This is a genomic window from Roseomonas sp. SRI_022, from assembly GCF_057586215.1.
The window spans coordinates 47,528-73,430 of the sequence record NZ_JBYCZL010000001.1 but is presented as its reverse complement, the minus strand read 5'-3'; the positions used below and the strand labels follow the sequence as shown (position 1 = coordinate 73,430).

23 protein-coding genes are annotated in these 25,903 nt (G+C 68.8%); 5 read left to right on the top strand and 18 right to left on the bottom strand.

The features are described 5' to 3' along the window. The first annotated feature begins 9 nt into the window (after positions 1–9). Both AC2YHJ_RS00310 and AC2YHJ_RS00305 read left to right on the top strand, forming a co-directional pair. Positions 10–972: a Bug family tripartite tricarboxylate transporter substrate binding protein gene (locus tag AC2YHJ_RS00310; RefSeq protein WP_487393300.1), complete on the top strand. Its 963-nt coding sequence runs from the start codon at positions 10–12 to the stop codon at positions 970–972. After that, a complete protein-coding gene (locus AC2YHJ_RS00305; RefSeq protein ID WP_487393299.1) occupies positions 969–1,460 on the top strand; it encodes a MarR family winged helix-turn-helix transcriptional regulator in 492 nt (163 codons plus the stop codon). Before AC2YHJ_RS00310 ends, AC2YHJ_RS00305 begins: the two co-directional genes overlap by 4 nt. 45 nt (positions 1,461–1,505) lie before the next feature. Here the strand turns inward: AC2YHJ_RS00305 and AC2YHJ_RS00300 are convergent, their stop codons facing one another. Continuing rightward, positions 1,506–2,456 (bottom strand): NAD(P)H-dependent flavin oxidoreductase, encoded by a 951-nt coding sequence (locus AC2YHJ_RS00300; protein WP_487393298.1) that lies wholly within the window; start codon positions 2,454–2,456, stop codon positions 1,506–1,508. A 461-nt stretch (positions 2,457–2,917) separates the two neighbouring features. On the opposite strand from AC2YHJ_RS00300, the gene AC2YHJ_RS00295 reads away from it, so the two are divergent. Then, a complete protein-coding gene (locus AC2YHJ_RS00295; protein ID WP_487393297.1) occupies positions 2,918–3,781 on the top strand; it encodes an isocitrate lyase/PEP mutase family protein in 864 nt (287 codons plus the stop codon). A 53-nt stretch (positions 3,782–3,834) separates the two neighbouring features. Here the strand turns inward: AC2YHJ_RS00295 and AC2YHJ_RS00290 are convergent, their stop codons facing one another. From AC2YHJ_RS00290 to AC2YHJ_RS00215, 16 genes are all read right to left on the bottom strand, one after another. After that, the gene (locus AC2YHJ_RS00290) at positions 3,835–5,505 is read right to left on the bottom strand and encodes a hydantoinase B/oxoprolinase family protein (RefSeq protein ID WP_487393296.1); all 1,671 of its coding nucleotides are present in this window, start codon (positions 5,503–5,505) and stop codon (positions 3,835–3,837) included. Then, positions 5,502–7,574: a hydantoinase/oxoprolinase family protein gene (locus AC2YHJ_RS00285; RefSeq protein WP_487393295.1), complete on the bottom strand. Its 2,073-nt coding sequence runs from the start codon at positions 7,572–7,574 to the stop codon at positions 5,502–5,504. Before AC2YHJ_RS00285 ends, AC2YHJ_RS00290 begins: the two co-directional genes overlap by 4 nt. 37 nt (positions 7,575–7,611) lie before the next feature. Next, complete coding sequence (locus AC2YHJ_RS00280) at positions 7,612–8,439, bottom strand: helix-turn-helix domain-containing protein (RefSeq protein ID WP_487393294.1); 828 nt, start codon at positions 8,437–8,439, stop codon at positions 7,612–7,614. Next, positions 8,439–9,425 carry a Bug family tripartite tricarboxylate transporter substrate binding protein gene (locus AC2YHJ_RS00275; protein ID WP_487393292.1) on the bottom strand — a complete coding sequence of 329 codons (987 nt, stop codon included), beginning with the start codon at positions 9,423–9,425 and terminating at the stop codon, positions 8,439–8,441. The genes AC2YHJ_RS00280 and AC2YHJ_RS00275 overlap by 1 nt, the downstream gene beginning before the upstream one ends. A gap of 132 nt (positions 9,426–9,557) precedes the next feature. Then, positions 9,558–11,261: a dipeptide ABC transporter ATP-binding protein gene (locus tag AC2YHJ_RS00270; RefSeq protein ID WP_487393291.1), complete on the bottom strand. Its 1,704-nt coding sequence runs from the start codon at positions 11,259–11,261 to the stop codon at positions 9,558–9,560. Then, complete coding sequence (locus AC2YHJ_RS00265; protein WP_487393290.1) at positions 11,258–12,403, bottom strand: ABC transporter permease; 1,146 nt, start codon at positions 12,401–12,403, stop codon at positions 11,258–11,260. Before AC2YHJ_RS00265 ends, AC2YHJ_RS00270 begins: the two co-directional genes overlap by 4 nt. Continuing rightward, positions 12,403–13,389, bottom strand: a complete 987-nt coding sequence (locus tag AC2YHJ_RS00260) for an ABC transporter permease (protein ID WP_487393289.1) — start codon at positions 13,387–13,389, stop codon at positions 12,403–12,405. Before AC2YHJ_RS00260 ends, AC2YHJ_RS00265 begins: the two co-directional genes overlap by 1 nt. A 6-nt stretch (positions 13,390–13,395) precedes the next feature. After that, a complete protein-coding gene (locus AC2YHJ_RS00255) occupies positions 13,396–15,333 on the bottom strand; it encodes an ABC transporter substrate-binding protein (protein ID WP_487393288.1) in 1,938 nt (645 codons plus the stop codon). Positions 15,334–15,437: 104 nt separating this feature from the next. After that, complete coding sequence (locus AC2YHJ_RS00250) at positions 15,438–16,025, bottom strand: thiamine pyrophosphate-dependent enzyme (protein ID WP_487393287.1); 588 nt, start codon at positions 16,023–16,025, stop codon at positions 15,438–15,440. After that, positions 16,022–16,561 (bottom strand): thiamine pyrophosphate-binding protein, encoded by a 540-nt coding sequence (locus tag AC2YHJ_RS00245; RefSeq protein WP_487393286.1) that lies wholly within the window; start codon positions 16,559–16,561, stop codon positions 16,022–16,024. Before AC2YHJ_RS00245 ends, AC2YHJ_RS00250 begins: the two co-directional genes overlap by 4 nt. Positions 16,562–16,734: 173 nt before the next feature. Next, positions 16,735–17,679: a 5-oxoprolinase subunit C family protein gene (locus AC2YHJ_RS00240; protein ID WP_487393285.1), complete on the bottom strand. Its 945-nt coding sequence runs from the start codon at positions 17,677–17,679 to the stop codon at positions 16,735–16,737. After that, positions 17,676–18,368: a 5-oxoprolinase subunit B family protein gene (locus tag AC2YHJ_RS00235; RefSeq protein ID WP_487393284.1), complete on the bottom strand. Its 693-nt coding sequence runs from the start codon at positions 18,366–18,368 to the stop codon at positions 17,676–17,678. Before AC2YHJ_RS00235 ends, AC2YHJ_RS00240 begins: the two co-directional genes overlap by 4 nt. Positions 18,369–18,373: 5 nt before the next feature. Continuing rightward, entirely contained in the window at positions 18,374–19,150 is a 777-nt protein-coding gene (locus AC2YHJ_RS00230) for a LamB/YcsF family protein (RefSeq protein WP_487393283.1), read from the bottom strand. 71 nt (positions 19,151–19,221) lie between these two features. Then, positions 19,222–20,205: a Bug family tripartite tricarboxylate transporter substrate binding protein gene (locus AC2YHJ_RS00225; RefSeq protein ID WP_487393282.1), complete on the bottom strand. Its 984-nt coding sequence runs from the start codon at positions 20,203–20,205 to the stop codon at positions 19,222–19,224. Beyond that, the gene (locus tag AC2YHJ_RS00220; protein ID WP_487393281.1) at positions 20,205–20,687 is read right to left on the bottom strand and encodes a GAF domain-containing protein; all 483 of its coding nucleotides are present in this window, start codon (positions 20,685–20,687) and stop codon (positions 20,205–20,207) included. Before AC2YHJ_RS00220 ends, AC2YHJ_RS00225 begins: the two co-directional genes overlap by 1 nt. Then, positions 20,687–22,510, bottom strand: coding sequence for a CocE/NonD family hydrolase (locus tag AC2YHJ_RS00215; protein ID WP_487393279.1), 1,824 nt, complete (start codon positions 22,508–22,510; stop codon positions 20,687–20,689). The genes AC2YHJ_RS00220 and AC2YHJ_RS00215 overlap by 1 nt, the downstream gene beginning before the upstream one ends. A 102-nt stretch (positions 22,511–22,612) precedes the next feature. Between AC2YHJ_RS00215 and AC2YHJ_RS00210 the strand changes: the two genes are divergently transcribed. Then, positions 22,613–23,554: a LysR family transcriptional regulator gene (locus AC2YHJ_RS00210; RefSeq protein WP_487393278.1), complete on the top strand. Its 942-nt coding sequence runs from the start codon at positions 22,613–22,615 to the stop codon at positions 23,552–23,554. A 5-nt stretch (positions 23,555–23,559) separates the two neighbouring features. Here AC2YHJ_RS00210 and AC2YHJ_RS00205 read toward each other — a convergent pair whose 3' ends face one another. Beyond that, on the bottom strand, positions 23,560–24,756 hold the full coding sequence (locus tag AC2YHJ_RS00205) for an NAD(P)/FAD-dependent oxidoreductase (RefSeq protein WP_487393277.1): 1,197 nt from the start codon (positions 24,754–24,756) through the stop codon (positions 23,560–23,562). 172 nt (positions 24,757–24,928) lie between these two features. Between AC2YHJ_RS00205 and AC2YHJ_RS00200 the strand changes: the two genes are divergently transcribed. Beyond that, entirely contained in the window at positions 24,929–25,897 is a 969-nt protein-coding gene (locus AC2YHJ_RS00200; RefSeq protein WP_487393276.1) for a Bug family tripartite tricarboxylate transporter substrate binding protein, read from the top strand. The last annotated feature ends 6 nt before the right edge of the window (positions 25,898–25,903 follow it).

The following is a 25,903-nucleotide window of genomic DNA, read 5'->3' as shown; positions in this document are numbered from 1 at the left end:
GGGATTCCGATGATCGGTCGCAGGCTCATTCTCGCGACACCGCTGCTACCCCTCGCCGCAAGGGCCCAGGGTAGCGACGGATTTCCCACGCGCCCGCTGCGCGCCATCGTGCCCTTCCCGCCAGGAAGCGCGACCGACGGCATCGCGCGCTTCGTGGGCGAACGCATTTCCCGCAGCCTCGGTCAGCCCGTGGTGGTGGAGAACGTCACCGGCGGCAACGGGGCCATCGCCGCGCGCCAGGCTGCGCGCGCCGCGCCGGACGGGCATGCCTTCATGTTCGCGACCAATTCGACCCATGCCGCCGCGGTCCACCTGATGAAGGAACCGGGCTACGATCCGGTGCGCGACTTCGCGCCGGTTACGCTGACCAGCACTGCCCCGCTCGTGCTGATGGTCCGCGCTGATTTCCCGGCCCGCAACGTGACGGAGTTCATCGCCGAGGCCAAGGCGCGTACAGGCGGGTTGAACTACGGTACGGGCAATATCGGCAGTCTCGCGGCCGCCCAGTTGCTCATCAGCATCACCGGCATCAGCGCCGAGCGGATCTCCTATCGCGGCACGCCGGCGGCGGTGACGGATCTCCTGGCCGGACGGTTACATTTCATGGTCAGTGACCTCGCCTCGGCGGGGGAGCATGTGCGGGCCAGCACTTTGCGTGCCCTCGCCGTCACGCCGGCGCAGCGCATCCCGATGCTGCCGGATGTGCCGACACTGCAGGAAGCGGGTGTGCCAGGCTACGACTTCGCCTCCTGGGTTGCCGTCTTCCTGCCGGCGCGCAGCCCGCAAGTGGCCGTGGCGCGGCTGAACCGGGAGATCCGCGCCGTCCTCGACAGCGAAGAAGGCCAGCGATACTCGCTGAGCCTCGGCGTGGTGTCCTCGACCGGTACGCCGGAGGATCTCGCTCGCTTCCAGGCGCGCGAGATCGAACAGTGGGGCCGCATCGCCCAGGCCGCCAATCTGCCGCGCGAATGACAGCATCGACGGACCGGCGCCCGAAAGGCGCCTCGCGCGGTGGCAGCGAGTTCCGCATCGGCTTCCTCGTGCACGACGTCTCGCGCCTTCGCCAAACCCTGTTCGACCACGCGATGAAGCCGCATGGCGTGACGCATGCCCAGTGGTGGGCGCTGGCACAGCTCACCCGCCACGACCCTGCGGGCGGGATGACGCAAGTGGAACTCGCGCGCTTGCTTGGCCTGGGGAAAGTCGCCACAGGCGCGATGATCGTGCGCCTCGAGGCCGCAGGGTTGGTGTCGCGGCGGGCGGATGCGTCTGACCGTCGCCTGAATCGCGTTTACGTCACCGGCCGTGGGCAGCGCGTGCGCGAACGCATGATCGCCGTAGGGCGCGAGCTCAACGAAACGCTCCTGAAGGGCCTGGCGCGAGAGGATCTGGAGGCGGCCGACCGTGTCCTCACTGTGTTGAGGAACCGGCTCGGCACGACGCTGCGCGGAGACGAGTAGCACCGACGTCCAGGGGCGTGGACACGCCACGCCCCTGCATCGGGGCTACGCGGCGACCAGGTCGAGCGACGCCGTCGCCTCGCGCAGCGTGGCGCGGTATTCCTCGGCGAGGCGCGCGATAAGATCAGCAATGCCCGGCGTGTCGTGGATCGAGCCGACGCCCTGCCCGGCCGACCAGATGTTCTTCCACGGACGCTTGTCGTGGTCGCCGACATGCGCGCCGGCAGCCTCCGGCAGCTTGTCGGGATCGAGGCCGGCGGCCTCGATGCTGGCGCGCAGGAAATTCGCGTGCACACCGCTGATGGCCGGCGTGTAGACGATGTCGGCGGCGGTCGCCCTGATCACCATGTCCTTGTGCGCATCCACGGCCATGCTTTCCCGCGCGGCGATGAAACGCGTGCCCATATAGGCCATGTCAGCGCCCAGCATCAGCGCGGCGGCGATGTGCCGCCCGGTCGATATCGCGCCGCCCATCAGCAGCGGGCCCTGGTAGAGCGCGCGCAGTTCCGGCAGCAGGGCGAAGGGGCTCAGACGGCCCGCATGCCCGCCGGCGCCCGCACAGACCGCGATCAATCCATCGACGCCGCCTTCGATGGCCTTGACCGCGTGACGCACATTGGTGACGTCGTGAAATACCAGTCCGCCATAGGACTGCACGGCGGAGATGACCTCCGGCACAATCCCGAGCGAGGTGATCACCAGCGGCACCTTGTGCCGCACCGTCGCCGCCAGGTCGTCATGCAGCCGGGCATTCGAGCGGTGAACGATCAGGTTCACGCCGAAGGGTGCCGCGGACGACGCCGCCGCGAGGCGTTCCGCGATCTGTTCAAGCCAGGCAGCATAACCTTCCGTGCTGCGCTGGTTCAGGGCGGGAAAGGTGCCGACCACGCCGGCGCGACAAGCCTCGACGACATAGTCCAGCCCGGAGACAAGGAATTGTGGCGAGGCGACGACGGGCACCGATAGGCGCCCCTGAAAGATCGTGGGTATCGGCATGGGTGTTCCCCCTTTCCTGGAGCGGCGTTTCGGCCAGTGTGGTCGATGTCCTGTAGCGAGCATAGCTGCAGGGGCGCCAATTGCGGCCAAGCCGAGATGCGTCTGCCTGCCTTGCTGGTTGCGCATGGCAGGACAATCGTGAAGCAGTGACCGTCCAAGGCACAGACCCTCGACGCGCCGCGCACGGCCAAGACACGATCGTGCAGAGTCGCGACCCGCAATATGCCGGACGTTCTGGCATCGCGTCCGTCAGGGACGTGCCCGTGCTTCAGCACCGCGCCCGCAACGGCCTGCATCTCCGCACGCCGCCAATCGGACACCGGGACCCTTGACGATACTGCGCGGATTGGAATGCATTTCCGTCATTCGCAGTCGAAACCACTTGGCTGGCCCTGTTCGCGTCGGCCGCGCGGCGGCATGCTGGCGCCCGCGCCATCATCATTGACCGGAAGGAACTCCGAATGACCCCGCCCGAAAGAATGCGTGCACTGCTCGCGAAGCCGGACTTCGTGACCATGCCGGCCATCTGGGACGGCTTGACTGCGAAGCTGACGCGCGAAGCCGGCTTCCAGACCGCCTTCCTGTCAGGCTCCTGCGTCGCCGCAAGCCGCCTCGGCGGTCCAGACCTGGACCTGATCTCCTTCGCTGAGATGCTGAACAGCCTCGAGATGGCGCGCGGAGCCGCGCCCGACCTGCTGATCCTGGCCGACGGCGACCATGGCTACGGCAATGCGATGAACGTGCAGCGGACCGTGCGCGCCTATGGTCGCGCCGGCGCGGCTGCCATCCTGGTCGAGGACAAGATCACCCCCCGCGCGCTGACCTCCGCCGGCAAGCCCTGCCTGCCGCGTGACGAGGTGCGCATGAAGGTCCGCGCCGCCGTCGAGGCCGCCAAGGACAGCGGCATCCTGGTGATGGCGCGCACCGACTGCCGGCCCACCGCCGGCATCGAGGAAGCCGTGGCCCGCATCGAAATGTATGTCGAGGAAGGCGCCGACATCCTCTTCCTCGACAGCCCGAAGGATGAGGATGAGGTGAAGCGCGCCGTCGCTGCCTCGAAAGGGCGGCCGCATTTCGCGGTGCTGTCCCCGGGTGCGGATCGCGAGACGCCGACCCAGGGGCGCGCGGCCGAGCTTGGCCTCAAGATCGGCACCTTCCCGACCGGCACGCTCTCGCCGGCGATGGCGGGGATGAAGGCGGGCCTCGCGGCACTCGCCGCCGGCCACTCGGCGGCGGACAGCGCCATGGCGCCGGCCGAATTCCGCAAGGCGCTCGGTTATGCCGACTACGAAGCGGCCGCGAAGCCCTTCGTCCTGCCGGGCTGACCCGGTTCCATCCGCCCGGCGCGGCGCAACAAGGCCTCGCCGGGCATCGGCCGCTACGTTCGCGTCGCCAGATCGTCCAGGCTGACGCCGTGGTCGCGCAGCGCAGCGCCGGGCGAGACGAGGCCGCGCCGCACGTCGTCCGCCACGCGCTCCGGCGCGCGTTGGCGGGGATCGCCGTAGCCGCCGCCGCCGGGTGTCTCCACGATCAGGCTGTCGCCTGCGGGGATCGGCTGCCGGCCGGCCGCCTTGAACGGCTTGCCGGAGGACAGGCGCACCATGCCCGGCGCGCCGTCCTGCCCGCCCTGCCGCCCGCGCGCGGGTGTCAGGACGCGCTGGAAGCTCGCCCCGACCTCAACGGGCGAGCCATCGCGCGGAGCGACTTCGATCACCTGGCCGAGACCCCCGCGCCATGTCCCGGCACCGCCGGAATCCGGCCGCAGCGCACGCCGGCGGTACAGGATCGGCGCGGCGCGTTCGCTGACCTCGACGGGGATGGCCTGCACGCCGCTGGGGTAGGCGGTCGCCGCCAGCCCATCCTGCGACGGCCGCGCGCCGCCGCCGCCGCTGTGGAAGCAGAGGATGTTGAACGGCCGCGGGCCCTCGCCGCGCGCAAGCCGCAGGTTCCACAGCGTGCCGCTGTGCTCGGCCGGCACGCGCTCCGGCGCTGCAGCGGCAAGACAGCCCAGCGCAAGATCCGCCATCATGTGCCCGAGGATGTGGCGCGAGGCGACCGGCGCGGGGAAGGTCGCATTCAGGATGGACCCCTCGGGCGCCGAGATCCGCACCGCATCCAGCGACGCCGCGTTGTTCGGAATGTCCGGCCCGACGATGCAGCGCACGCCGAAGGCGGCATAGGCCTCCGTGTAGCAGAAGGGCACGTTGACGCCGCGCGGATGTGGCGTGAGCTCGCCGCCGAAATCGAGCGAGATCGTCCCGCCCGCCACCGTCATGGTTGCCGTCACCTCGATCGGTTCGCCGATCAGGTCGATGCGCATCGCGGTCTCGAAACGGCCTTCCGGCAAGGATGCGACGGCTGCGCGCATGCCCGCCGCGGAACGCTCGAAGATAAAGGTCGCGAGGGTCTTGAGGTCGTCCAGCGCGAACTCGTCGCACATGCGCAGCAACGCGCGGCAGCCACCCTCATTCGCCGCGATCAGGGCGAAGAGCTCGCCCATCAACTGGTCCGGGAAGCGGACATTGGCGCGCAGGATCTGCTCGACATGCGCGTCCGGCCTGCCCTGGCGCAGGAAGCGCAGCACGGGGATGCGGATGCCCTCATGGAACACGTCGCGCCCGTCGAAGCCGATGCCCTGGCCACCGACATCGACGATATGCGTCGTGCTGGCAAAGAAGCCAACCAGCCGGCCGCGTCGGAAGACCGGCGTGACAACGCAGAAGTCGTTGAGATGACCGGTGCCGATCCAGGGGTCGTTGGTGATGGCGACGTCGCCTTCGTTCCAATCCTCGACAGGAATCGCGGCGAGGAAATGCCCGACCGAACGTGCCATCGCATTCACATGCCCCGGCGTGCCGGTGACGGCCTGCGCCATCATCAGCCCGTCCGGCGTGAAGATACCGGCCGAAAGATCCCCGGCATCGCGCGTGACCGGGCTGAAGGAAGTGCGGATCAGCGTCTGCGCCTGTTCCTCCACCACGCTGAGCAGCCGGCCCCACATGACCTGCATGGCGATCGCCTGGCGCGTGGTGAGAACCTGCCCGGTCATGCGGTGTGTCCTTCGTTGCGCAGGAAGACGAAGCCCTCGGCATCGCAGCGCGCCGTCATACCGGATGGGATGACCAGGGTGGTGTGGTCCTCGACGAGCAGCGCGGGACCATGGAGGTCACCGCCGGGTCTCAGCGCCGCGCGTTCGACGAGGCTCGCTGCGCGGGCGTCGCCGGTTTCGAGGTCATAGAGCCGCGCCTCGCCGGCATCCTGCACCGCGCCGTCGCGCGGCGGTGCCGCCAGCACCTCGGTTGGTTCGGCGCGCAGAGTGACGGTCAGGCTCCAGGCTGCGACCTCGATCGGTACGCCCTGCGGCAGCAGGCCGAGGCGACGCAGGTATTCGGCCTCGAAGGTATCGCCCAGGCGCTCGGCCAGGGTTGCGATCGGATCGGGTTCGAGCGGCAGCGTGATCTCGGTGCCCTGGCCGGTGTAGCGAAGGTCCACGGTCCAGGTCTCCTCGGCGTCGTCCAGGTTGCCGAGGCCCTGCAGCATCGCCTGCGCCTCCTCCCGCATCGATTGACGGATCGCCGCGACGCTGACCGGCGACAACAGCGCGAGCGGCGCGAATGCGCTGCGCTTCACGGTGAACGCCGCGGGCGCCACCAGGAAGCCGATCGCCGAGCCGACCCCGGCATTGGGCGGCAGGACGATCTCCCCGATGCCAAGCCGCCGCGCCACGCCCGCCGCGTGCAGCCCTGCCGCACCACCGAAGGCGAGCAACGTCCACCCTTCGAGGTCGCTGCCCTTCTCGGCAGCATAGGTGCGCGCGGCCGAAGCCATCGCCTCCTCCACAACCTCGGCCACCGCCGCAGCGGATGCATCGCCGGGCAGGCCGAGTGCGCCAGAAAGCGTCCCGCCTATCGCTTGCGCCGCCGCGTCGCGGTCGAGCGCCAGGCGACCGCCCGCGAAGCGCGCCGGGGTGATGCGGCCGAGCAGCAGGTCCGCGTCCGTGACCGTCGGCCGGTTCCCGCCGCGCCCGTAGCAGGCCGGGCCGGGATCGGCACCGGCGCTCTCCGGGCCGACCAGCAGGCGGCCGGCCCCGTCCACACGCGCGATGGACCCGCCACCCGCGCCGATCTCCACCAATTCCACGACCGGAATGCGCAGCGGCAGGCCGCTGCCCTTCTTGAAGCGGTAGACGCGGTCGGCCTCGAAGCTGCTCTCCTGCGTTGGGCGGCCGTTCTCGATCAGACAGATCTTCGCCGTGGTGCCACCCATGTCGAACGCGACGAGGCGATCGCGGCCGAGCCGCCGTGCCACTGCCGCCGCGAGCATCGCGCCCCCGGCCGGGCCGCTTTCGATCAACCGCACCGGCAGCCGCGCGGCTGTCTCGACCGAGGCGAGCGCCCCTTCCGACATCATCACCAGCACCGGCGCGGCGATACCGAGGCCGCGCAGCCCGTCCTGCATGCGTGCGAGGTAGGAGGCGACGAGCGGCTGCACATAGGCATTCGCGCAGGTGGTCGAGCAGCGTTCATACTCGCCGATCAGCGGCGACACGCGGCAGGACAGCGAGACCCGCACGCCCGGCAGCAGTCGCGCCAAGCCCGCGGCAAGTTGCTCCTCATGCGCCGGGTTGGCGTAGCTGTGCAGCAGGCAGACCGCGACGGCGGTCGCCCCGCTGTCGCGCAGCAGCCCGGCGATGCGCGCGACCTCACCTTCGGCCAGCGGCTCCACCACGCCGCCATCGGCGTCGATGCGTTCGCGCAGCCCGAAGCGGCGTTCGCGCGGCACCAGTGGCGCCGGCTTCTCGAGATAGAGATTGTACTGGTCGAAGCGATGTTCGCGGCCGATCTCGGGGGTGTCGGTGAAGCCTTCAGTCATGACCAGGGCCGTGCGCGCGCCCTTGCGCTCGATCACCGCATTAGTGGCGAGCGTCGTACCGTGCAGGAAAAGTCCAACCTCACCGGGCGCGACGCCGGCCTCGGCGAGCAGCTGCCGCACACCCTGCAATACGCCTTGCTCTGGCGCGGCAGGCGTGGTCAGCACCTTCCCCGTGACGAGTCTACCCCCAGCATCGAGGGCAATGTCGGTAAAGGTTCCGCCGATATCGGTGGCGATGCGGATCATGCCTGTCTTCGCAGCCTCTGCCATGTCGTCGTCATGGTCAGGCGTCGGCAGCGCCCTGGCCAGCGGCAACGGGGGGATTGTCCGCAGGGTGAGCAGCGGCCACCGATCCGTGCAGCGTCGCGAATGCGGCGGAAAGTGCGGACGCGGCCTCACGCAACGGGATGAGGCATCGCGCCGCGATGCGCTCGACCGGCTCCACGCGTGGCAGGAAGACGAGGTCGAGCACGCAGGCCACCGAAGCGCCAAGCATCACCGGCACGGCAATGGCGCCGACCGGCGGCTTTAGCGACACGTCCCGCATCCCGTAGCCCCGGCGGCGTGTCGCCTCGAGCTCCCGCACCACGGCGCGTTCCTGCGCCCGCGGCACGCAGAGGGCCAGCAGGCGCCGTCGCTCCGCCTCCGGGCACCAGGCAAGATAGGCGCGGCCAGAGGCGGATTGCGCCAGGGGCGAGCGCATGCCCTGGAAGTTGGCCTCGATGGCCACGCCGCATTGCGGGCGGTTGGAGGCACGGACGTGGATCTCGGTGCCGCCCAGCATCATCACATCGCTCGGCCAGCCGACCTTGCCTAGGAGCTCGACGAGGATCGGCGCGGAGGTCGCCGCGAGCCAGGTGTCGAAGTTGAAACCGGAGGCAAGGCGCGCGACACGCGGCGTCACCTCCCATCGCCGCCCCAGCGGCGCGCGGAGCACGTAGCCGGCGTCGGCCAGCGTCGCGAGCAATCGCAGGACGGTTGGGCGCGGGATTCCGCTGTCGCGCACGAGTTCCGGCACTGTCGCGCCACGCGATGCGTTGATCGTCGCCAGCAGGTCGAGCGCGCGCCGGACGGCACGGACATTGTCGTCGCGCCGCGGCGGCGACGCCATCAGTTCACGCGCGCGCCGGAGATCTCGACCAGGCGCTGATACATGGGCGAGGTCTCGCGCAGGTAGGCGGTGAACTCGGCCGGCGTGCTCAGCACCGGCTCGGTTCCCATCTCGATGAAGCGCTGACGCACGTCGGAATTGTTCACCGCCTTCACCACCGCGCCATAGATGCGGTCGAGCACCGCTGGCGGCAGGCCGGCCGGGCCGAACAGCGCCTGGTACGACTCGACGCGGAAATCCGGCAGCGTGCCTTCGGTGATGTTGGGCACATCCGGCAGCAGGGAGGAACGGCCACGGCTGCCGGCGATGACGATGGGCCGCAGCCTTCCGGCCTGGATCAGCGGCAGCATGGCAGTGATCTGGTCGATGACGATCGGGATCTGGCCCGCCGCGGCATCCTGCTGCGCGAGGTTGCCGCCGCGATAGGCGACATGGTTGAGCTGGAGGTCGAACTGCCGGCTGAGATATTCGCCCGCCAAATGGTTCGAGGTGCCGACGCCACTGGTTCCATAGGCCGCGCCGCGATTGCGCCGCGCCCATTCGATCAGTTCAGGCATCGTGCGGATTGGTAGGGCGGGATTCACCGCGAGCACGTTCGGCTGGAAGCCGAGATTGGTGATGTGGGTGAAGTCGCGGATCGCATCCCAGGTCAGCCCCTGCTGGAGATGCGGGATGATGGAATGCGTCGTGGTCGATCCGAAGCAGAGCGTATAGCCATCCGCCGGCGCGCGGGCGCAGGCCTCCGTACCGATCACGCCGCCGCCGCCTGCGCGGTTCTCCACCACCACCGGCTGGCCGAGTTCGCGCGCGAGCGGCACGGCGAGCAGGCGCGCCATGATGTCGGCGCCGCCACCAGGGGCGAAGGAAACGATGATACGCACCGGCCGGGTGGGATAGGCGTCCTGCGCCTGCGTCGGGCCGCTGAAGACAAGAAGGCTGCCCAGGGCCGCCAGGGTGGTCGTGATACGCCGGGACAACTGCATCATCGGATCGATCCCCTGAAGCAGCGGAGGCAGCCGCCGCAGACTGGAACGCTATGATGGGCGGGGCTTGCCGGACCAGGGGGCACTGCCGGCGATGCTCGCCTGGCGGACAGTTCCGCCGCGGCGAAGTCGGCGCTACCCCTCCGTGTAGCGATGCCGCAGATGCATGCGCCGCGCGGCCGGGTCGGGCCGCGGTACGGCCGAGAGCAAGGCCCGCGTATAGGCATGCTGCGGATCGTCGCAGACCTGCAGCGTCTCGCCGGTCTCCACCACCCGGCCGCGATGCATCACGGCCACCCGGTCGCACATGTAGCGGATCACCGAGATGTCGTGGCTGATCAGGATCAGCGCGAGATCGAGCTCATCCTGCAATTCCAGCAACAGGTCGAGCGTCCGCGCGCGGATCGACACGTCAAGCGCCGAGGTCGGTTCGTCGGCGACGATCACGCGCGGCGACAGCGCCAGGGCACGAGCGATGCCGATGCGCTGCCGCTGGCCACCGGAGAAGGCATGCGGGTAGCGCTCCGCCGAGCGGGGATCGATGCCGACCCGACCGAGCAGGGACGCAACCTTGTCCTGCAACGCCGCGCCGCGCGCCAACCCGTTCACCAGCAGTGGCTCGCCGACGATCTGCGCGACCGTCATTCGGGGATTGAGGCTCGCGAAGGGATCCTGGAACACCATGCGGATCTCGCGCCGGGCCGCGCGCAGCACGCCGTCGCGCGCCGTCACGAGGTCGATCACCGAGCCATCCTGCCTGCGGTAGTCGATTTTCCCGCCCGTCGGGTCCAGCACGCGCAGGATACAACGGCCCAGCGTCGTCTTTCCCGAACCGCTTTCCCCGACCACGCCGAGCGTCTCACCGGCGCTCACATCGAGAGAGATGCCATCCACCGCGCGGACCTCCCTCGTCTTGCGGCGGAACAGGCCCTTGGCGCTGGAGAAGCGCATCTCGACGTCGCGCAGGCTCAGCACCGGCGGCCCAACGGGACGCGACCGCCGCGCGAGCCGGATGGAAGATGGGCTTTCAAGCTTCGTCACGTTGCCGAGCAGCATGTGGGTGTAGGGGTCGCGCGGGTCCGCAAACACGTCATGCACCGTGCCGCGTTCGCGCACCTGGCCGCGTTCCATGACGACCACGTCATGCGCGATCTCAGCCACCACGCCCATGTCGTGGGTGATGAACATCATGGTCATGCCGCTGGCATCCTGAAGGCGGCGCAGCAGGTCCAGGATCTCTGCCTGGGTGGTGACATCAAGCGCGGTGGTGGGTTCGTCGGCGATCAGCACCGACGGGTTGCAGGCCAGCGCCATGGCGATCATTGCCCGCTGTCGCATCCCACCGGAGAACTCGAAGGTGTAGCGATCGACCGCGTTCTTCGGGTCCGGGATCTCCACCTGCGCCAGCAAATCCACCGCGCGAGCAAGCGCCTCGCGCCGTGACACGCCTAGGTGCAGCCGGACGGCCTCGCCGATCTGGTCCCCGATGCGATGCACGGGCGAGAGGGAGGACATCGGCTCCTGGAAGATCATCGCGATGTCATGGCCGCGCAGTTCGCGGATGGCGCGGCTGCGCGGGTGCAGCGCGGCGATGTCGAGCTCCGGCAGGTCCGGTCGGCGCAGCAGGATGCGTCCCGCGGTGATCCGCCCCGGTGGATCGACGATCTGCAGGATGGCGCGGGCCGTCACGCTTTTGCCCGAGCCGGATTCCCCGACGACGCAGGTGGTCTTGCCCCGCGCGAGTGACAGCGACACGCCGTCCACCGCCCGCACCAGCCCCGCGCGCGTTGGGAATGAAACGTGCAGATCCTGGATATCGAGCGCCAGGTCGTCGGTCATTTCTGGTACGGGTCCGCTGCGTCGCGCAGCCCGTCGCCCAGGAAGTTCAGTGCCAGCACTGCCAGCACCACCGCCCCGCCCGGCGCGAAGAGCCATGGCGCCGTCGCGATCGACCGGATGTTCTGCGCCTCGCGCAGCAGCACGCCCCAGGAGATGACCGGCGGCTGCAAGCCGAGGCCAAGGAAGGACAGCGCCGTCTCGGCCAGGATCATCGCCGGAATGGCAAGCGTGACGGAGGCGATGATGTGGGAGGCGAAGGAGGGCAGCATGTGGCGGAAGATGATGCGCTTTTCCGACACGCCATCGAGCCGCGCGGCGGTGACGAAATCCTCGGTCCGCAGCGACAGGAAGCGGCCCCGCACGACGCGGGCGAGCTGCGCCCAGCCCACCAGGCTGAGGATGATCGTGATGGTGAGATAGATGCGTTCGGGCGGCCAGTTCTGCGGCAGCGCTGCGGCCAATGCCAGCCAGATCGGGATGGTTGGCAGCGACAGGACGAACTCGATCACCCGCTGCACCGCGAAGTCGACCCGACCGCCGTAATAGCCCGATATGCCGCCCAAGATCAGACCGATGACGAGTGAGAGGAACACGCCCGCCAGGCCGATCACCAGCGAGGTCTGCGCTGCCACCATCATACGGCTGTACACGCAGCGCCCCAGCCGGTCGGCGCCGAGGAGATAGACCTGGTCGCGGGGGTTCTCCGGCGCCAGCAGATGCGTGCTGCTCGGGATCAGGCCGAAGAGGTGGTGTTCATATCCCTCGGTGAAGAAGGCCAGGTAGATCTTGCGATTGCCGTCGGGGCGGAAGCTCGGCGCCAGCGTCACGGGATCGCGGACCATGCGCATCGCCTGGACATGGGGCCGGAAACGCCGGGACCCGTCCTCCGCGGTGTCGATCCAGTGCAGCGCCTGCGGGGGATGGAACACGGCGCGGGCATTCTGCCGGCCGGGCTCGTTGATGGCGAAGAAGCCTGGAATGGCAGCCACAAGATAGAGGAACAGGACGATGACGCCGCCGATCATCGCCAGGCGGTGCCGGCGGAAGCTCCACCACATCAGTCGCCATTGCGAGGCGACCGCGAGACGCTGATCGGCAGGCTGCGGTTCCGGCGGCGCCGCCGTCGTGATCGGCTGGTCCATCAGTCGAACCGGATGCGCGGATCGATCACGGCGAGCAGGATGTCGGAGAGCAGCATCCCCACCAGCGTCAGCGTGCACATCAGCAGCAGGAAGGCGCCGGCGAGGTACATGTCCTGCGCCAACAGCGCCTGCAGCAGCAGGGGACCGGCGATCGGCAGGCTCATCACCACGGCGACGATGGTGGCCCCCGAGATCAGTTGCGGCAGCATCCAGCCGATGGTGGACACCAGCGGGTTGATCGCCAGCCGGACCGGGTACTTCACCAGCAGCCGGAATTCCGACAGGCCCTTGGCGCGCGCGGTGACGACATAGGGACGGTGCAGCTCATCCAGCATGTTGGCGCGCATGATGCGGATCAGCCCCGCCGTGCCGTTCACGGCGAGGATGGTGACCGGCACCCAGAGATGCGCCAGCAGGTCCTGCACCTTGGCGAGCGACCATGGCGCTGTCTGGTAGGCCTCGCTGAACAGCCCGGAGACATCCTGCCCGAGATGGACGACGGCCACGTACATGAGCACGAGGGCGAGCAGGAAGGAGGGTATGGCGAGGCCAAGGAAGGCGATGAAGGTGAAGACGTAGTCCGCGAGGCTGTACTGCCTCACCGCCGAGAGCACGCCGATCGGCAGGGCGATGGCCCAGGTCAGCAGTAATGTCGAACTAGTCAGCAGCAGCGTCAGGCCCATCCGTTCCCAGATCAGCCCGGAGACCGGCTGCTGCCATTCGAAAGACAGGCCGAAATCGCCACGCAGCAGGATGCCGCTGATCCACAGCCAGTACTGCACGATGAAGGGTTGGTTCAGCCCGAAGCGCTCGCGAAGTTCCGCCGCGGTCCGCTGGTCCACGATCTCGTTGGATGCCGCCAAGGTCGCGACATAGGTGGTGACGTAGTCCCCTGGTGGCAGTTGGATCAGGAAGAAGGCGAGGAAACTCACCGCCAGCAGCGACGGGATCATCCACAGCACGCGGCGGAGGATGAAGCGGGCCATCCCCGTTCAGGACGTGAAGAAGAACTGCTGCGGCATGGATGGCCCCGGATGCGGCCAGGACCAGCTGTTCGGCATGCTGGCCGGCACCCCTCGCAGGCGGTTCGACGCCACGCCGAAGGTATTCGGCGCCATTGCCACGCCGAGGCACTCGAACTGCTCGGCGGCGATGTCGAAGACCTGCTTCATCAGCCGGCCCTGCTCCGCCGTATCCGGCGTCGAACGCGCCGCGTCATACAGCCGCATCCGCTCCTTCTGATGATCCGGCGGCTCAGCGCCTTCCTTGCCACCCGACGCGTACCAGACGGCCCAGGGAATGGCGTAGCGCGTGCCCTGCGGGTGCTGCGCGAAATAGTCGCGCGGGTCGAGCATCGGCTCCAGCCCGCCCGGCCCCGGCCAGACCGCCATGTCCGGATCGTTGTTGTCGCCGCGCGTGTAGTACAGTGAACGGTCGATGGCGTTGATCTTCAGGTCGATCCCGATCTCGGCCCAGTGGCGCTTGACCAGTTCCAGCGCATCATTGTTGTCCGGGTAGAGCGCGGTGATCACGTCGATGGTCAGGAACACGCGCTGCCCGTCCGGGCGCAGGCGGAAGCGTTGCGTGTCGCGGCGGTTGTAGCCCAGGCGGTCCAGGATGCGGTTCGCCTCGGCTGGATCGTGATCGGTGAACTGGCGCGCCAGTTTCTCGTGATACCAGGGATGCGTCGGGCGGGGTCCGACCTGCCAGGGTTCGCTCTGGCCGAGATAGACGATATCCACGATCTCCGCCCGGTTGAGCCCGAGCGAGAGTGCGCGTCGGAAATCCTTGTTCCCGAGCATCTCCCGCATCTTCGGATCCTTGTGGGTGATATTCGGGTAGATGGTCATGGAATTCGACAGCGAGGCCACCGTCTCGAACATCCGGTAGCCGCCACGCTGCTGGTTCTGCGAGACGACCGGCTTGTTGGCGAGCGTGTCGATGTGGCGTTCCTGCAGATCCAGCCGGCCGCCGATGACGTCGAGCATCAGGCTCTCGACATCCTGGTAGATCTGGAAGTTCAGCCGATCGACATAGGGCAGTTGCCGGCCTTCCGTATCCACCTGCCAGAAGAACGGGTTGCGCCGCATCGTCACCCGCGTCGCACCGCCCTGGTAGGGTTCCTCAATCACCCAAGGTTCGAGCGTGGGCTTCTCCGGGTTCGACCAACGGGACGGAATCTCGATATCGCCGCAGCGCTGGCGGAACAGCTGCGCCCAGTCGGAGACATTCGCCGCGCGCAGTGCCGCCGGCAGCTCCGGGTTGAAGCGCGGATGGAAGCGGGAACAGTAATGCTTGGCGAACAGTGTCGGGTGCTGGCCGAGCGGTGTCGCCATCTGCTGCAGGAACAGCCCATAGGGTCCGGCGAAGGTGAAGCGCACCGTGGTGTCGTCCACCTTCTCGCAGCGCACCGGCTGGCCGTCGATCACCCACAGGCTGGGTGGTGACCGGTAGAGTTCGGTGTTCAGGATACAGTCATTCACCGAGAACAGGATGTCGTCCGCGGTGAAGGGCGCGCCGTCGGACCAGCGCATTCCGGGACGCAGCTTGAAGGTGAAGACCTTGCTATCGGGGCTGACCTCCCAGGACTGGGCAACGCCCGGCAGCACATCCGTGAACTGCATGTTCCAGCGGGTCAGGCCCTGATTGCCGACCAGACGCAGGATCCCGTTATGGTCCGACCCACCGCGCAGGCCGCGGCGGAGCGTGCCGCCATAGCGCGGATTGGGCTCATTCGGCGTGACGAGCAGCGGCGCGGTGCCGACACGTTCGGCGAGCGGCGGTAGCCGGTTCTGTTGCACGAGTGCCGTGAGATCCGGCGCTTCCCGCGGCGTCGCTTGCGCCACTGCAACCGCTGGCAGGCTGCCGGCAAGGGTAACGGCCGCCGCACCTTGAAGCATGCGACGGCGATTGAGACTGATCTCGTCCATTTCCGCTCGCTCCCACCGTGATTTGTGCCGGCAAAGGCCGATTTTTTACGACTCTGGCACGGTGGGAGCCGGCGCGGCAAGCAGGTGGGGCGGTCCGCCGGACGTCAGGCCGGCTTGAAACCGAGCGCCAGACGGAAGCGGTTCTTTACATGCACGCCATCGCGCGGTGGCAGCGCGCGGGGAAGGTTCTTCGCCTCGATCTTCACCACCGCGAGGTTCAGGCTTGCCCTCGCATGGATCCGGCGGCGCAGCGGCTCGATGCCCTGGCGTTCGGTCACCAGGTCGGTGACCGGGAAGCCACAGGCTTCTGCCACGCGATGGAGTTCGATGCCCTGCCCGGCATGGCTCGGCTGCATGCCGGTCTCGCCGAAATGGCCATTGTCGAGGATGACGATGGACAGGTTGCGCGGCTTGCGGATGCCGGTGGTGGCGAGCGCACCGAAGCCCATCAGCGCCTCCCCATCGCCTGTCAGCACAAGCACCGGGCGATCCGGCCGCGCGGTGGCGAGGCCGAGGCCAACCATCACGGCACTGCCCATCGCACCCCATAGGTAGTAGTTCAGGTCATGATCCCCTGCCGCCATGACATCGTAGGAGGGAGAACCAAGGCCCGTGACCACCAGAAGGTCGCCGCGGTCCCGGAGCAGATCGGCAACCACGGCCCGCCGATCGAGATGCCCGCCGATGCTCACTTCACCCACTCCTTCTCACCGATCAGCCTTTGCCCAAGCAGCAGCGCACAGGCGCCTTCGCCTTCGAAGGCCATGGTCGCCGCGCCACGCAGCAGCGGCGCGACCTGCTGTGGCTCGTCCGCGCGCCAGGTCATCACGCCCATGAGCCGCAGCGCCGCCTCGGTCGCCTGGCCCATCGGGTTCTGCCACGGGTTGAACTCCGCCCAGTCGCCACGCATCGTCACCACGGTCAGGAAGGGGAAGCGCGCGGTCTGGACCAAGCTCAGGGTATTGATGCAGTTGCCCGCGCCGGAGGACTGCATCAGCAAGGCCCCGCGCTCACCGCCAAGCCAGGCGCCGGCGAGGTAGCCGATGCCTTCTTCCTCGGTCGTCAGCACCACCGCCGTGATGTCGGGATCGGCCTCGGCGAGGCGGATCGCGGTGGAATGGCCGGCATCGGGCACATAGGCGATGTGCCTGACACCCGCTTGCTTGAGCACATCGAACACATCCCGGCGCCAATCGGGCGCGGTATCGCTTGTCCTGTCGGACGACATGGGGTCCTCCCGCTCGGCCGGGGATTCCGGCGTTCGGCGGGGGAGTTACGTCGGCTGCAGGCCCCGCGAAAATAGATTGTTGGAGGATCAGCTATACCACAATTCTATCGTTCGATGGGGCCGCGACCGCTGAACGGCTTCCTTTGCTCCAGGCACCGTGCCAGCCGCAGGTTTCAGAAACACCCATGCGCGGCGAGATATTGCTGCAGCGCTCCGCGACGCGTTCGCGCCGCCGACACTGCCTGGTCCGGCGTCACGGCACGAAACGCTACGCTGTCGCGGCTGCGCAGCTGCGCGAAGCCATCCTGGTCCGCCGAGGCCAGTACCGCGACCTTCGGGTAGCCGCCCGTCGTCTGATGGTCCGCCATCAGGATGATGGGATCCCCATGGCCAGGCACCTGCATCGAGCCACGCGGCAGTGCCTCGGACGGCATGTCGAGCGTTCCGACGATCGGTAGCTTCGGGCCCTGCAACCTGACGCCCATGCGGTCGTATTCGTTGCTGAGGGTGAAGGGCTCGCCCAGCAGGCGGCGGATCGTCTCCGGTGCGAAGAAGCGGTCCTGCGGCCCAAGCACCAACCGCACCTCCGGCCGCGGCCGCGACGTCACCGGCAGAGGAAGGTCGCGCTCGCGGGCCAGGCGCCGCTCGGCATCGCGGATCTCAAGATGCTGCCCCGCCTGCAGGCGGAGGCCGCCGAAATCCGACAGCACATTGGTCGCGCGGCTGCCGAGCCAGGCCGGTGCGACGATGTCGCCGGCGAAGGCGAGATAAGTCCAGCTTCCCCAGTAGCCCGGACGTACCGACAGCAACGATCCTTCGCGGACACCGAACACGCCCCAGGCCCCAACCGGCAAGCCATCGACGAAGCAATGGAAACCGCCGCCGACGCTCGCGACCGTCACCTCGCCCTCGATGCAGCGCAGCGCGACGCCGCCGATCGTCGTCTCGATCGCCGCCGCGTGCCCCGGATTGCCCAGCGCGGCCTGCGCGATGGCAAAGGCCTGGCGGTCCATCGGACCCGCCTCCGTCACGCCATAGCGCAGATAGCCGAAGCGGCCGTGGTCCTGCACCGTGGTGAGCGGCCCGGCGTGCTCGACAAGGAAGACGGCGCGGCTCATGGGGCGCTCTCCAGCGCATCGAATTCATCGCGCCCAATGCGGCGGAAGCGGATCTGGTCGCCCACCTCGAACAGGAACTGGCGTTCGCGATGCACGTCGACGATCCGTGCCGGGGACCGGCCGATCAGCCACCATCCCGTCGGCGCCGTCACGGTCGTGACCAGGCACATGGGCCCCGCGATCACGACGCTGCCCGCGGGCCTGCCTCGCACCGGGTTCGGCTTGCGGGGTATGCGGATCGCCTCCGGCACGCCGCCGAGATAGCCATAGCCTGGCGCAAAGCCGAACATGAAGACGCGGTATTCGCCCGATAGATGCGCGGCGATCACCGCTTCCTCGCTCATGCCGCAGCGCTGCGCCACCTCGGCGAGGTCGGGCGCAAAGGGCTGTTCGTAGCACACGGGCAGTTCGTGGAGCGCCGCGTCGGCCAGTCGCGGATGCGGCTCCGCGAGCAGTGCCTCGACATGCGTGCGTACCTCGCCGGGCGACACCTCAATGGGATCGTACCCCACCAGCACCGCGGCGTAGGACGGTGTGCTTTCCGTGAAGCCGCCGAAGGGCCGTGCCCGCAGCGCCGCATCGAAGGCGAGCACGCGTTCACTGACGGTGACATCGACCGTATCCCCGAACTCGACCAGCAATCCCTGGTCGCCCGCCGGACGCAGGCGAGGAAACCGGGCGGGCCGCACCGCAATCAGATCCGTTCGGCCGGCAGGAAGGATTTCAGCGTGACGCCCGCCTTCTCCAGCGCGTGACGCACGCCACGCGCCATGGCCACCGCATGGTCGCTGTCGCCATGAATGCAGATGGACACGGCATCGAGGGGCACCGCGCCCCCATCCACCGTCCTCATCCGGCCCGTATCGAGGAAATGCAGCAGCCGCGCGGCGGCCTCCTCCGTGCTCTCGATCATCGCACCGGGCTGGCTGCGCGGGACAAGCTGGCCCTGTGGCGTATAGCCGCGATCGGCGAAGATCTCGGCATAGGTCGTCAAGCCCGCAGCACGCGCGGCGGCTTCGAACTCGCTGCCCGGCATGGCCAGCACCGCCAGCCCATCGAAGGCACGCACGGCGCGCGCGATGGCCTCGGCGACGCTGCGATCCTCCGCGGCGACATTGCCGAGCGCGCCATGCGGCTTGACGTAGGCAATCTTCACGCCGGCCAGGTGGCCAATGCCGATCAGCGCACCAATCTGCGCCGCGACGAAGCGTTCGATCTCGGCCGGCGGGTAAGGCAGCCGGCGACGGCCGAAACCCTCCCGGTCCGGGTAGCCGGGATGCGCGCCGACGGTCACGCCGCGCTCGCGCGCCTGGGTCAGCGTGCGGAACATCGTCTCGGGATCGCTGGCGTGGCCGCCACAGGCGATGCTCGCGCTGGTGACGATGTCGAGCATCGCCGCGTCATCGCCCATGCGCCAGGGGCCGTAGCCTTCGCCCATATCCGCGTTGAAGTCGATCAACCGTTCCGGCATCGCGTGGCACCCCTTGTCCGGCAGCCCATGGCAGCAGAATTCGCTTCCATACAGCCAGGGCCGGCGGACCGCTAATCCGGCGTCGCACCCGATGCCCGCACCACCGGCGCCCAGTCGGCGACCTGCCGGCGCACGAAGGATTGCGCCGCATCCAGGTAGAGCTGGCCAGGCGTGCTCGACATCTCGTCAAGCCGCTGGCGCACCGCCGGTTCAGCCTGGGCGGCGCGCATCGCTCCCGCCAGCGCTTCGAGGATCGGCCGCGGTGTCCCGGCCGGCGCGGCCAGCCCGGCCCAGCCATCAGCAACCACGCCGGGGAAGCCCAGCTCGCTGAAGGTCGGCACGTCGGGAAATCCCGGCGAGCGGCTAGCGGAGGAATTGGCAAGGGGCAGCATGGTGCCCGCGCGGATGAAGCCGCTTGTCGCCGTCAGGCTTTCGATGATGCCGGGGATGGTGCCGCTCATCAGGTCGGCGCTGGACTGCGCCAGGCTACGATAGGGAACGTGCTCCAGGGTGACGTGCGCGGCGGCGGCGAGCTGCACGCCGAGCAGGTGGGCGACGGAGCCGACGCCCGTGGTGCCGTAATTCAGCCCGTGCCCGCCGCGCGCAGCCGCGATCCAGCCGGCAAGGTCGCGGATCGTGCCGCCCGGACGCACGCACAGCATCCAGGGCGTCTGCAGGATCATGCCGATATGCGCGAAATCGCGGTCGGCATCCCAGGTGATGCGGTCGCGATAAAGCGTCTGCCCAACCGCCATGCCGCTGATTGTCGAGACGACGAGCGTGTACCCATCCGCCGGGGACCGCGCCGCGGCGGTGGTGCCGATCGTCGCGCCGGCGCCGGGCCGGTTGTCCACCACGATAGCCTGGCCGAGATGCCGCGACATCGCCTCGGCATAGACGCGGGCCACGAGGTCCGTCGCCCCACCGGTGCCGAAGGGCACGATCAGGCGGATCGGCCCGCCGCGCGGCCAGGCGGGCGGGGCCTGTGTCAGCCCGGGCCGCGCCAGGACAAGGCCGGGCAACGCGGCAAGCACGGTACGGCGCAGGACACGCATCAGCTCAGTTCCCCATCGATGAAAGCCGGGATGATCATCTGCACCAGGGTGCGGACGACCGGCAGGTGGTCCGCTGTGAAGTGCCGCGCCACGTGCAGCAGGTTCACCTGGCCAAGCGCCCGGCCGCGCCACAGCACCGGCATGTTCAGGATGCTCTCGCAGCCCAGCGCGAAGATCTTGTCGTGGTCGGGAAAGTCGCGGCGAATGTCATCGGCGTCATGCCCGATATAGGGCTGTTGCGTCTCGGCGACGCGGCGCTGCGTCGGCGCCTCGGTGAACGCCTTTCGCCCGCGCGCGGGATAGAGGTCCGGCCGGCTGCTGTAGAGGCGTTCCGCCACACCCTCATCCCAGCGATAGGTGAGGATGGTCAGGAATCGGTGCCCGACAGCCTCCTGCAAGGCGGCATCGAGTGCGGCGAAACTCGCCCCGGGCTGCTGCGGATCAGCCAGTGCGGCGGCGATGCGCTCGGCGGGCGCCTGCATCACCGCCTCCGCAGCGGCAGTTCGATAGCGGAAGCGCGATCATCACCGCGCAGCAGCGTGAAGCGCGGCGGACGGCCATGCGGCACCTGCACGCAGTGATCCGCATCCGCGCCGGCGATGGACAGCCGAATGCGGCTGCCCTTGCGGAACACCCAGGAGGTCGGCAGCAATGGAATGCGGATACGCTCCGCCTCGCCGGGCACCAGCGGCGCGGCATGGTCGCGGCGGAAGCTACGGAATGGCCAGGTGGTGCGATAGCGGTCCGGCGCCGGGCTTTCCTTCCGGTGCAGTGCGCGCAGCAGCCCTTCGGTCACGTAGCGAACGCTGCCATCCGCCTCGACCTCCGACAGATAGACGAAGATGGACGCATCCGGTTCGCTGCAGGCGAACCACAGATCGGCCAAGCCATGTCCGGTCAGTTCCATCTCGGCGTCGAGCGGCGCGGAGGTCCAGCAGGTCAGCGGTGCGGCGCGCTCGGCCCAATCTAGATGGTAGGTCGTGCTGTTGATGCCAGCGATGCGCTCGTAGCGCGTGCCACTGCCGCTCCCGAGCGAGAAATCCGCCTGCGCGGTGTCGGCGCCTGACTCGCGCGGCGCGGCATCGGCGAGCCCCGCATCGGGTGCGAGATGCAGGCGCTGCGTCGCCCCGACCGGCGGCCAGGCGGCGGCATCGCGCCATTCCTCGCCATGCAGGCTGAAGTAGTGGATGCGCGCCTCCGCCTCGAGCCCGGTCGCGCGCCCCATCAGGTAGTGGTCGAAGAACCGCACCACCTCGCCGAGCAGCGCGAATTCCGGTTCCACCCGCGCCCGCCAGGGCGAGACGTTGCAACGCGCCCCATGGTCCCAGGGACCGAGCAGCAGATGCACCGGATTGTCGCGCAGCGTCAGGAAGCGCGAGATCGCCCCGTTCGCGTAGCCCGCGCCATCCATCCAGCCGGAACAGGCGAAGACCGCCACATCCGGCCGAATTCCCTCGCTGACGGAATAGGGGCTGAAGGAGGCAGAGCTGAAGGACGGATCATAGGGCAGCGGTTCCTCGCGGAAGCGGAACTCGCCCATGAAATCCGGCTGGCGGAAATTGCCGGCATGCTCGTGGATCGCCTGGGCAAGGAGCGTGCCCTCGGTGTCCTCATCCACCGGATGCGGGCCGGCGAGGTCGGGATTGGCGTAGTAGACGAAGTTCTTCAGCAGATCCCGACGGTCGTGATCCATGGCGATCATCAGCTCGTCATAGGATCGGGCGAGCTGCTTCAGCAGGATGCCGCCCGGATAGTAGTTGTCTGCATAGGTGTCCCACACGGCAAAGAGCGGCGCGATCGCCTTGACCGCGGGATGCCCGGTGCTCGCCAGGAAATCCGAGGCCGCGCCGGGATAGGAAATGCCGGTGGCGCCGATGCGCCCGTCCGACCAGGGCTGCGCAATGATCCAGTCGGCGATCTCGCGGCTGTCCTCGCGCTCCTTGGGAGAGCGGAAGCTGTCGCGCGTGCCGAAGCTCGCACCCGTGCCGCGCACATCGACGACGACAACCGCGTAGCCGCGCGGCACCAGCAGGTCGATGAACTTGCCCGCATTCGGCGTCGCGTCGCCGCTGCCGCCCTCGCGCAGACGGAAGCGCCGGTAGTACGGGGTGGCGATGATGACCGTGGGCACCGGCCCGGTCGCGCCCTCCGGCAGCCAGGCATCGATGGCGATGCGGCAGCCATCGCGCATCGCGAGGTATCGCGACAGCGGCTTGGCCGGCCGTGCGAAGGGCACCTCACGCGCCTTCAGGTAGGCGCCGGGCGGCACGACCCAGGCGGGGCTGTCGAGATCGCTGTCCGGCATGGTCTGGTCCTCGCGAGGGGGAATGTGACGAGTGAATGTCTGGCCCTTCGCTGCGTCAAATGCATAATGGGGTGCATTTCGTGCGTTTTTCGCAGGTGACAGGTGATCAATCAGCGTGCGCTGGAGGCCCTGCGGGCCTTCGTCGAAGGCGGCTCGATCGCCCAGGCGGCCGAGCGGCTGGGCCGCACACCGCCCCAGGTCGGTCGTCTGCTCGCCAGCCTTGAGGCAGAACTCGGCCTTGCCCTCTTCGCGCGGCACAACCGCCGCCTATCCCTGACGCCGGAGGGCGTGCGTTTCCATCGCCAGGCCGAACGCGTCCTCGCCGGCCATGACGGCTTGCAGCGTCTTGCCGAGGAGCTGCGCTCAGGCCGGCAGGCGGGCCATGTGCGCATGCTCGCGGCGCCGCACATGGTGCGCGCGCTGATGACGCCGGTGCTGCTCGCCATGGCGCGCCGCAACCCGGCCTTCAGCGCCACCGTCGACGTGCGCGTGCGCCTCGACATCGAAAGCTGGGTCGGGCAGGAGGCTTTCGATCTCGGCATCACCGTGCTGCCGCTCGTGCATCCGGCACTAGAGATCGAGGAATTCTGCCGCACAGAAGCAGTCGTCGTGATGCCGCGAGACCATCCGCTGGCGGCGGAGAGCGTGATCACGCCGGCGGAACTGATCCGCCACGATCTGGTGGCGACGCATCCGCGATCCCTCGTGAGCCAGCAGGTGGACCAGCTGTTCCGCGCGGAACAGGGCAAGCCGCGGATACGCTTCGTCGCGCCGAACGGGGCGGTGGCCTGCGAGCTCGCCGCCGCAGGGCTCGGCGTGACGCTGGCCGACCCCTTCGTGGCGGAATCGAGCGGTGCGGCGGGTTTCGTCATGCGCCGCTTCCGGCCGGCGATCGCGCTGGCCTATGGCCTGCTGTTCCCGAGTTGGCAGCCGCGCTCGCAGGCCACCGCCGAACTCGCCGGCCTGATCGCCGCACATGGCCGCGCCCAGGCGGCGACGCTGGCGCGGCGCGTCTCGCGCGTCAGGACCGTTTCAGCGCTGTAGCGCGCTCAATAGACCACGGTCTCGTGCAGCGGCTCGCCGGCCCGGATGCGGGCATAGCCGAGCGGCGAGAGATCGAGGCTGCGGTATTCGCCATGCAGGATCCATTCGGCCACGCCGCGCCCGGTGGCGGGGGCGTGCTGCAGGCCATGGCCCGAAAAGCCCGTGGCCAGGATCAGGTTTGCCACCTCGTCATGCGGGCCGATGACGCCGTTGTGGTCCAGGGTGTTCACCTCGTAGTGGCCGGCCCAGGCACGTTCGATGCGGAGCTGCTCGAGCGCCGGGACGCGGTGCGCCAGGACCGGCCAGAGCACCTCCTCGAACAATTCATGCGCCGGACTGAAGTCGTCCGTCGCATCGGGATCGGCGTCCTCCGGCGGCACGATGCCGGCGATGAAGCCGTTGCCTTCCGGTCGCATCCAGGCGCCACTGGTGTCGAACAGCATCGGCATGCCGGCGCCGTCGAGCGGCGCGCGCAGAGTGAAGACGGTGCGCTTGCGCGGTTCCACCGGCAGCAGCAGGCCGTGCCGCCGCATCAGCGCCCCGGAGGACGGGCCGGCCGCCATGACGCACCAATCGACCGGGATGGTGTCGCCCTTGGCGGTGACGACCGCCGTCACACGACCGCCGTGCATCTCGATCCGCGTGGCCTCGGCGTCCAGGTATTCGGCCCCCATGCGCCGTGCCGCGCTGCGCACCAGTTGCAGCAAGGACCAGGCATCGAACCACCCCTCGTCGCGCAGCCCTAGCGTGCCGATGCCGAGATCCGTGACATTGAGCCAGGGGAAGCGCTCCGCGAGTTGCGCCGGCGACATCACGACCACCGCGGCGCCCTGCGCCGCTTGCATCTCCGCGCCGGCACGCCGGATCTCCTCCGTGCCGGGGGTGCCGAGGAACAGGTACCCGCGCTCAACCCGCCCAATATCGGCGTCGTTGCCGAAGCGCTGCTTGAGCTCTCGCAGAAAGGCGGCGCCGAACAGGCTCATCCGCACATTCACCGGGCAGCCGAACTGCGTGCGGATCGAGGCCGCGGACAGCGCGGTTGAGGAGCGGGCATAGGTCGCATCGCGTTCGAGGACGAGGATGCGTCCGCGAAAGCCCAGCTCGCGCAGGAAATAGGCGGTGCAGGACCCGACGATGGCGCCACCGATGATGGCCACCGTGCCGATCGCCTCCGCACGCTGCGGCGGCGCGGTCATCGGCATGCGGGTGCTGTGCTCATTCCAGCTCCAGGATCGGTTTGCGACGGATGGCGGGGATGGTGGCGCGGCTTTCGGACTTCGGCAATGTCGCCCGGAGGTCCCGCGACGGCGCCACCCCTGGCGCGCAAGGCCGCGCGGCCCCACACTTCGCGCAACAGTGACGGAGGCCATCACGATGCTGACCAGACGTTCCCTGGCGACGCTGCCGATGCTCGCCCTGCCGGGCCTCGCCGCGGCGCAGGGTTGGTCGCCCTCCGGGCCGATCCGCGTCGTGCTGCCCCAGGCGGCCGGCTCCTCGGGCGACATCATCCTCCGTTCGATGGCCGAGGTGATGACGCGCGAACTGGGCCAGCCCATCGTCGTGGAGAACCGCCCGGGCGCGAACGGGTCGATCGCCGCGAGCTACGTCAAGCAGCAACGGCCCGATGGGCAGACGCTGATGCTGCCCGGTGTGTCCATGGTGGCGTTCAACCAGCATCTCTACGCCAACCTGCCTTTCGATCCGCTGCGCGACTTCACCTACATCGCGCCGGTCACCAACACGGCCTTCGTCGTCATCGCCAGCCGACAGAGCGGTATCACGACGCTGCGCGAGCTCATCGATCGCGCACGGGCCCAACCGGACCGGCTGACCTTCTCCTCCGCCGGCATCGCCAACACCACGCATTTGGCGATGGAAATGCTGGCCGATCGTGCCGGCGTGAAGATGACGCATGTGCCCTTCGGCGGTTCGCCGCAGGCGATGACGGCCGTCGCCGCCGGTCAGGTCGATGCCATGACCGCGGTGCTTGGCATCGCCCTGCCGCTGATCCGCGGCGGCCAGGTCGTGCCACTTGCCGTCGTGCGTGACGCCCGCGCGCCCGTTCTGCCGGACGTGCCAACCCAGGCCGAGGCCGGCGTGCCGGGTCCGGTCATTCCCGGATGGTTCGCCCTGGTGGGCCCGGCCGGCATGCCGGATGCCGCCGTGGTGCGGCTGAATGCCGCAACGCGCGCCGCGCTGTCGGACCCCGCCGTCAAGGCGCGCCTCGACGCCGCCGATCTGGAAGCACTGTTCAGCACGGCTGCCGAACTCCGGGCGCGGCTTGAGGAGGAAAGCAGGATCTGGGGCGACTTCATCCGGGCGCGCGGCCTGCGCCTCGAATGAACGGAC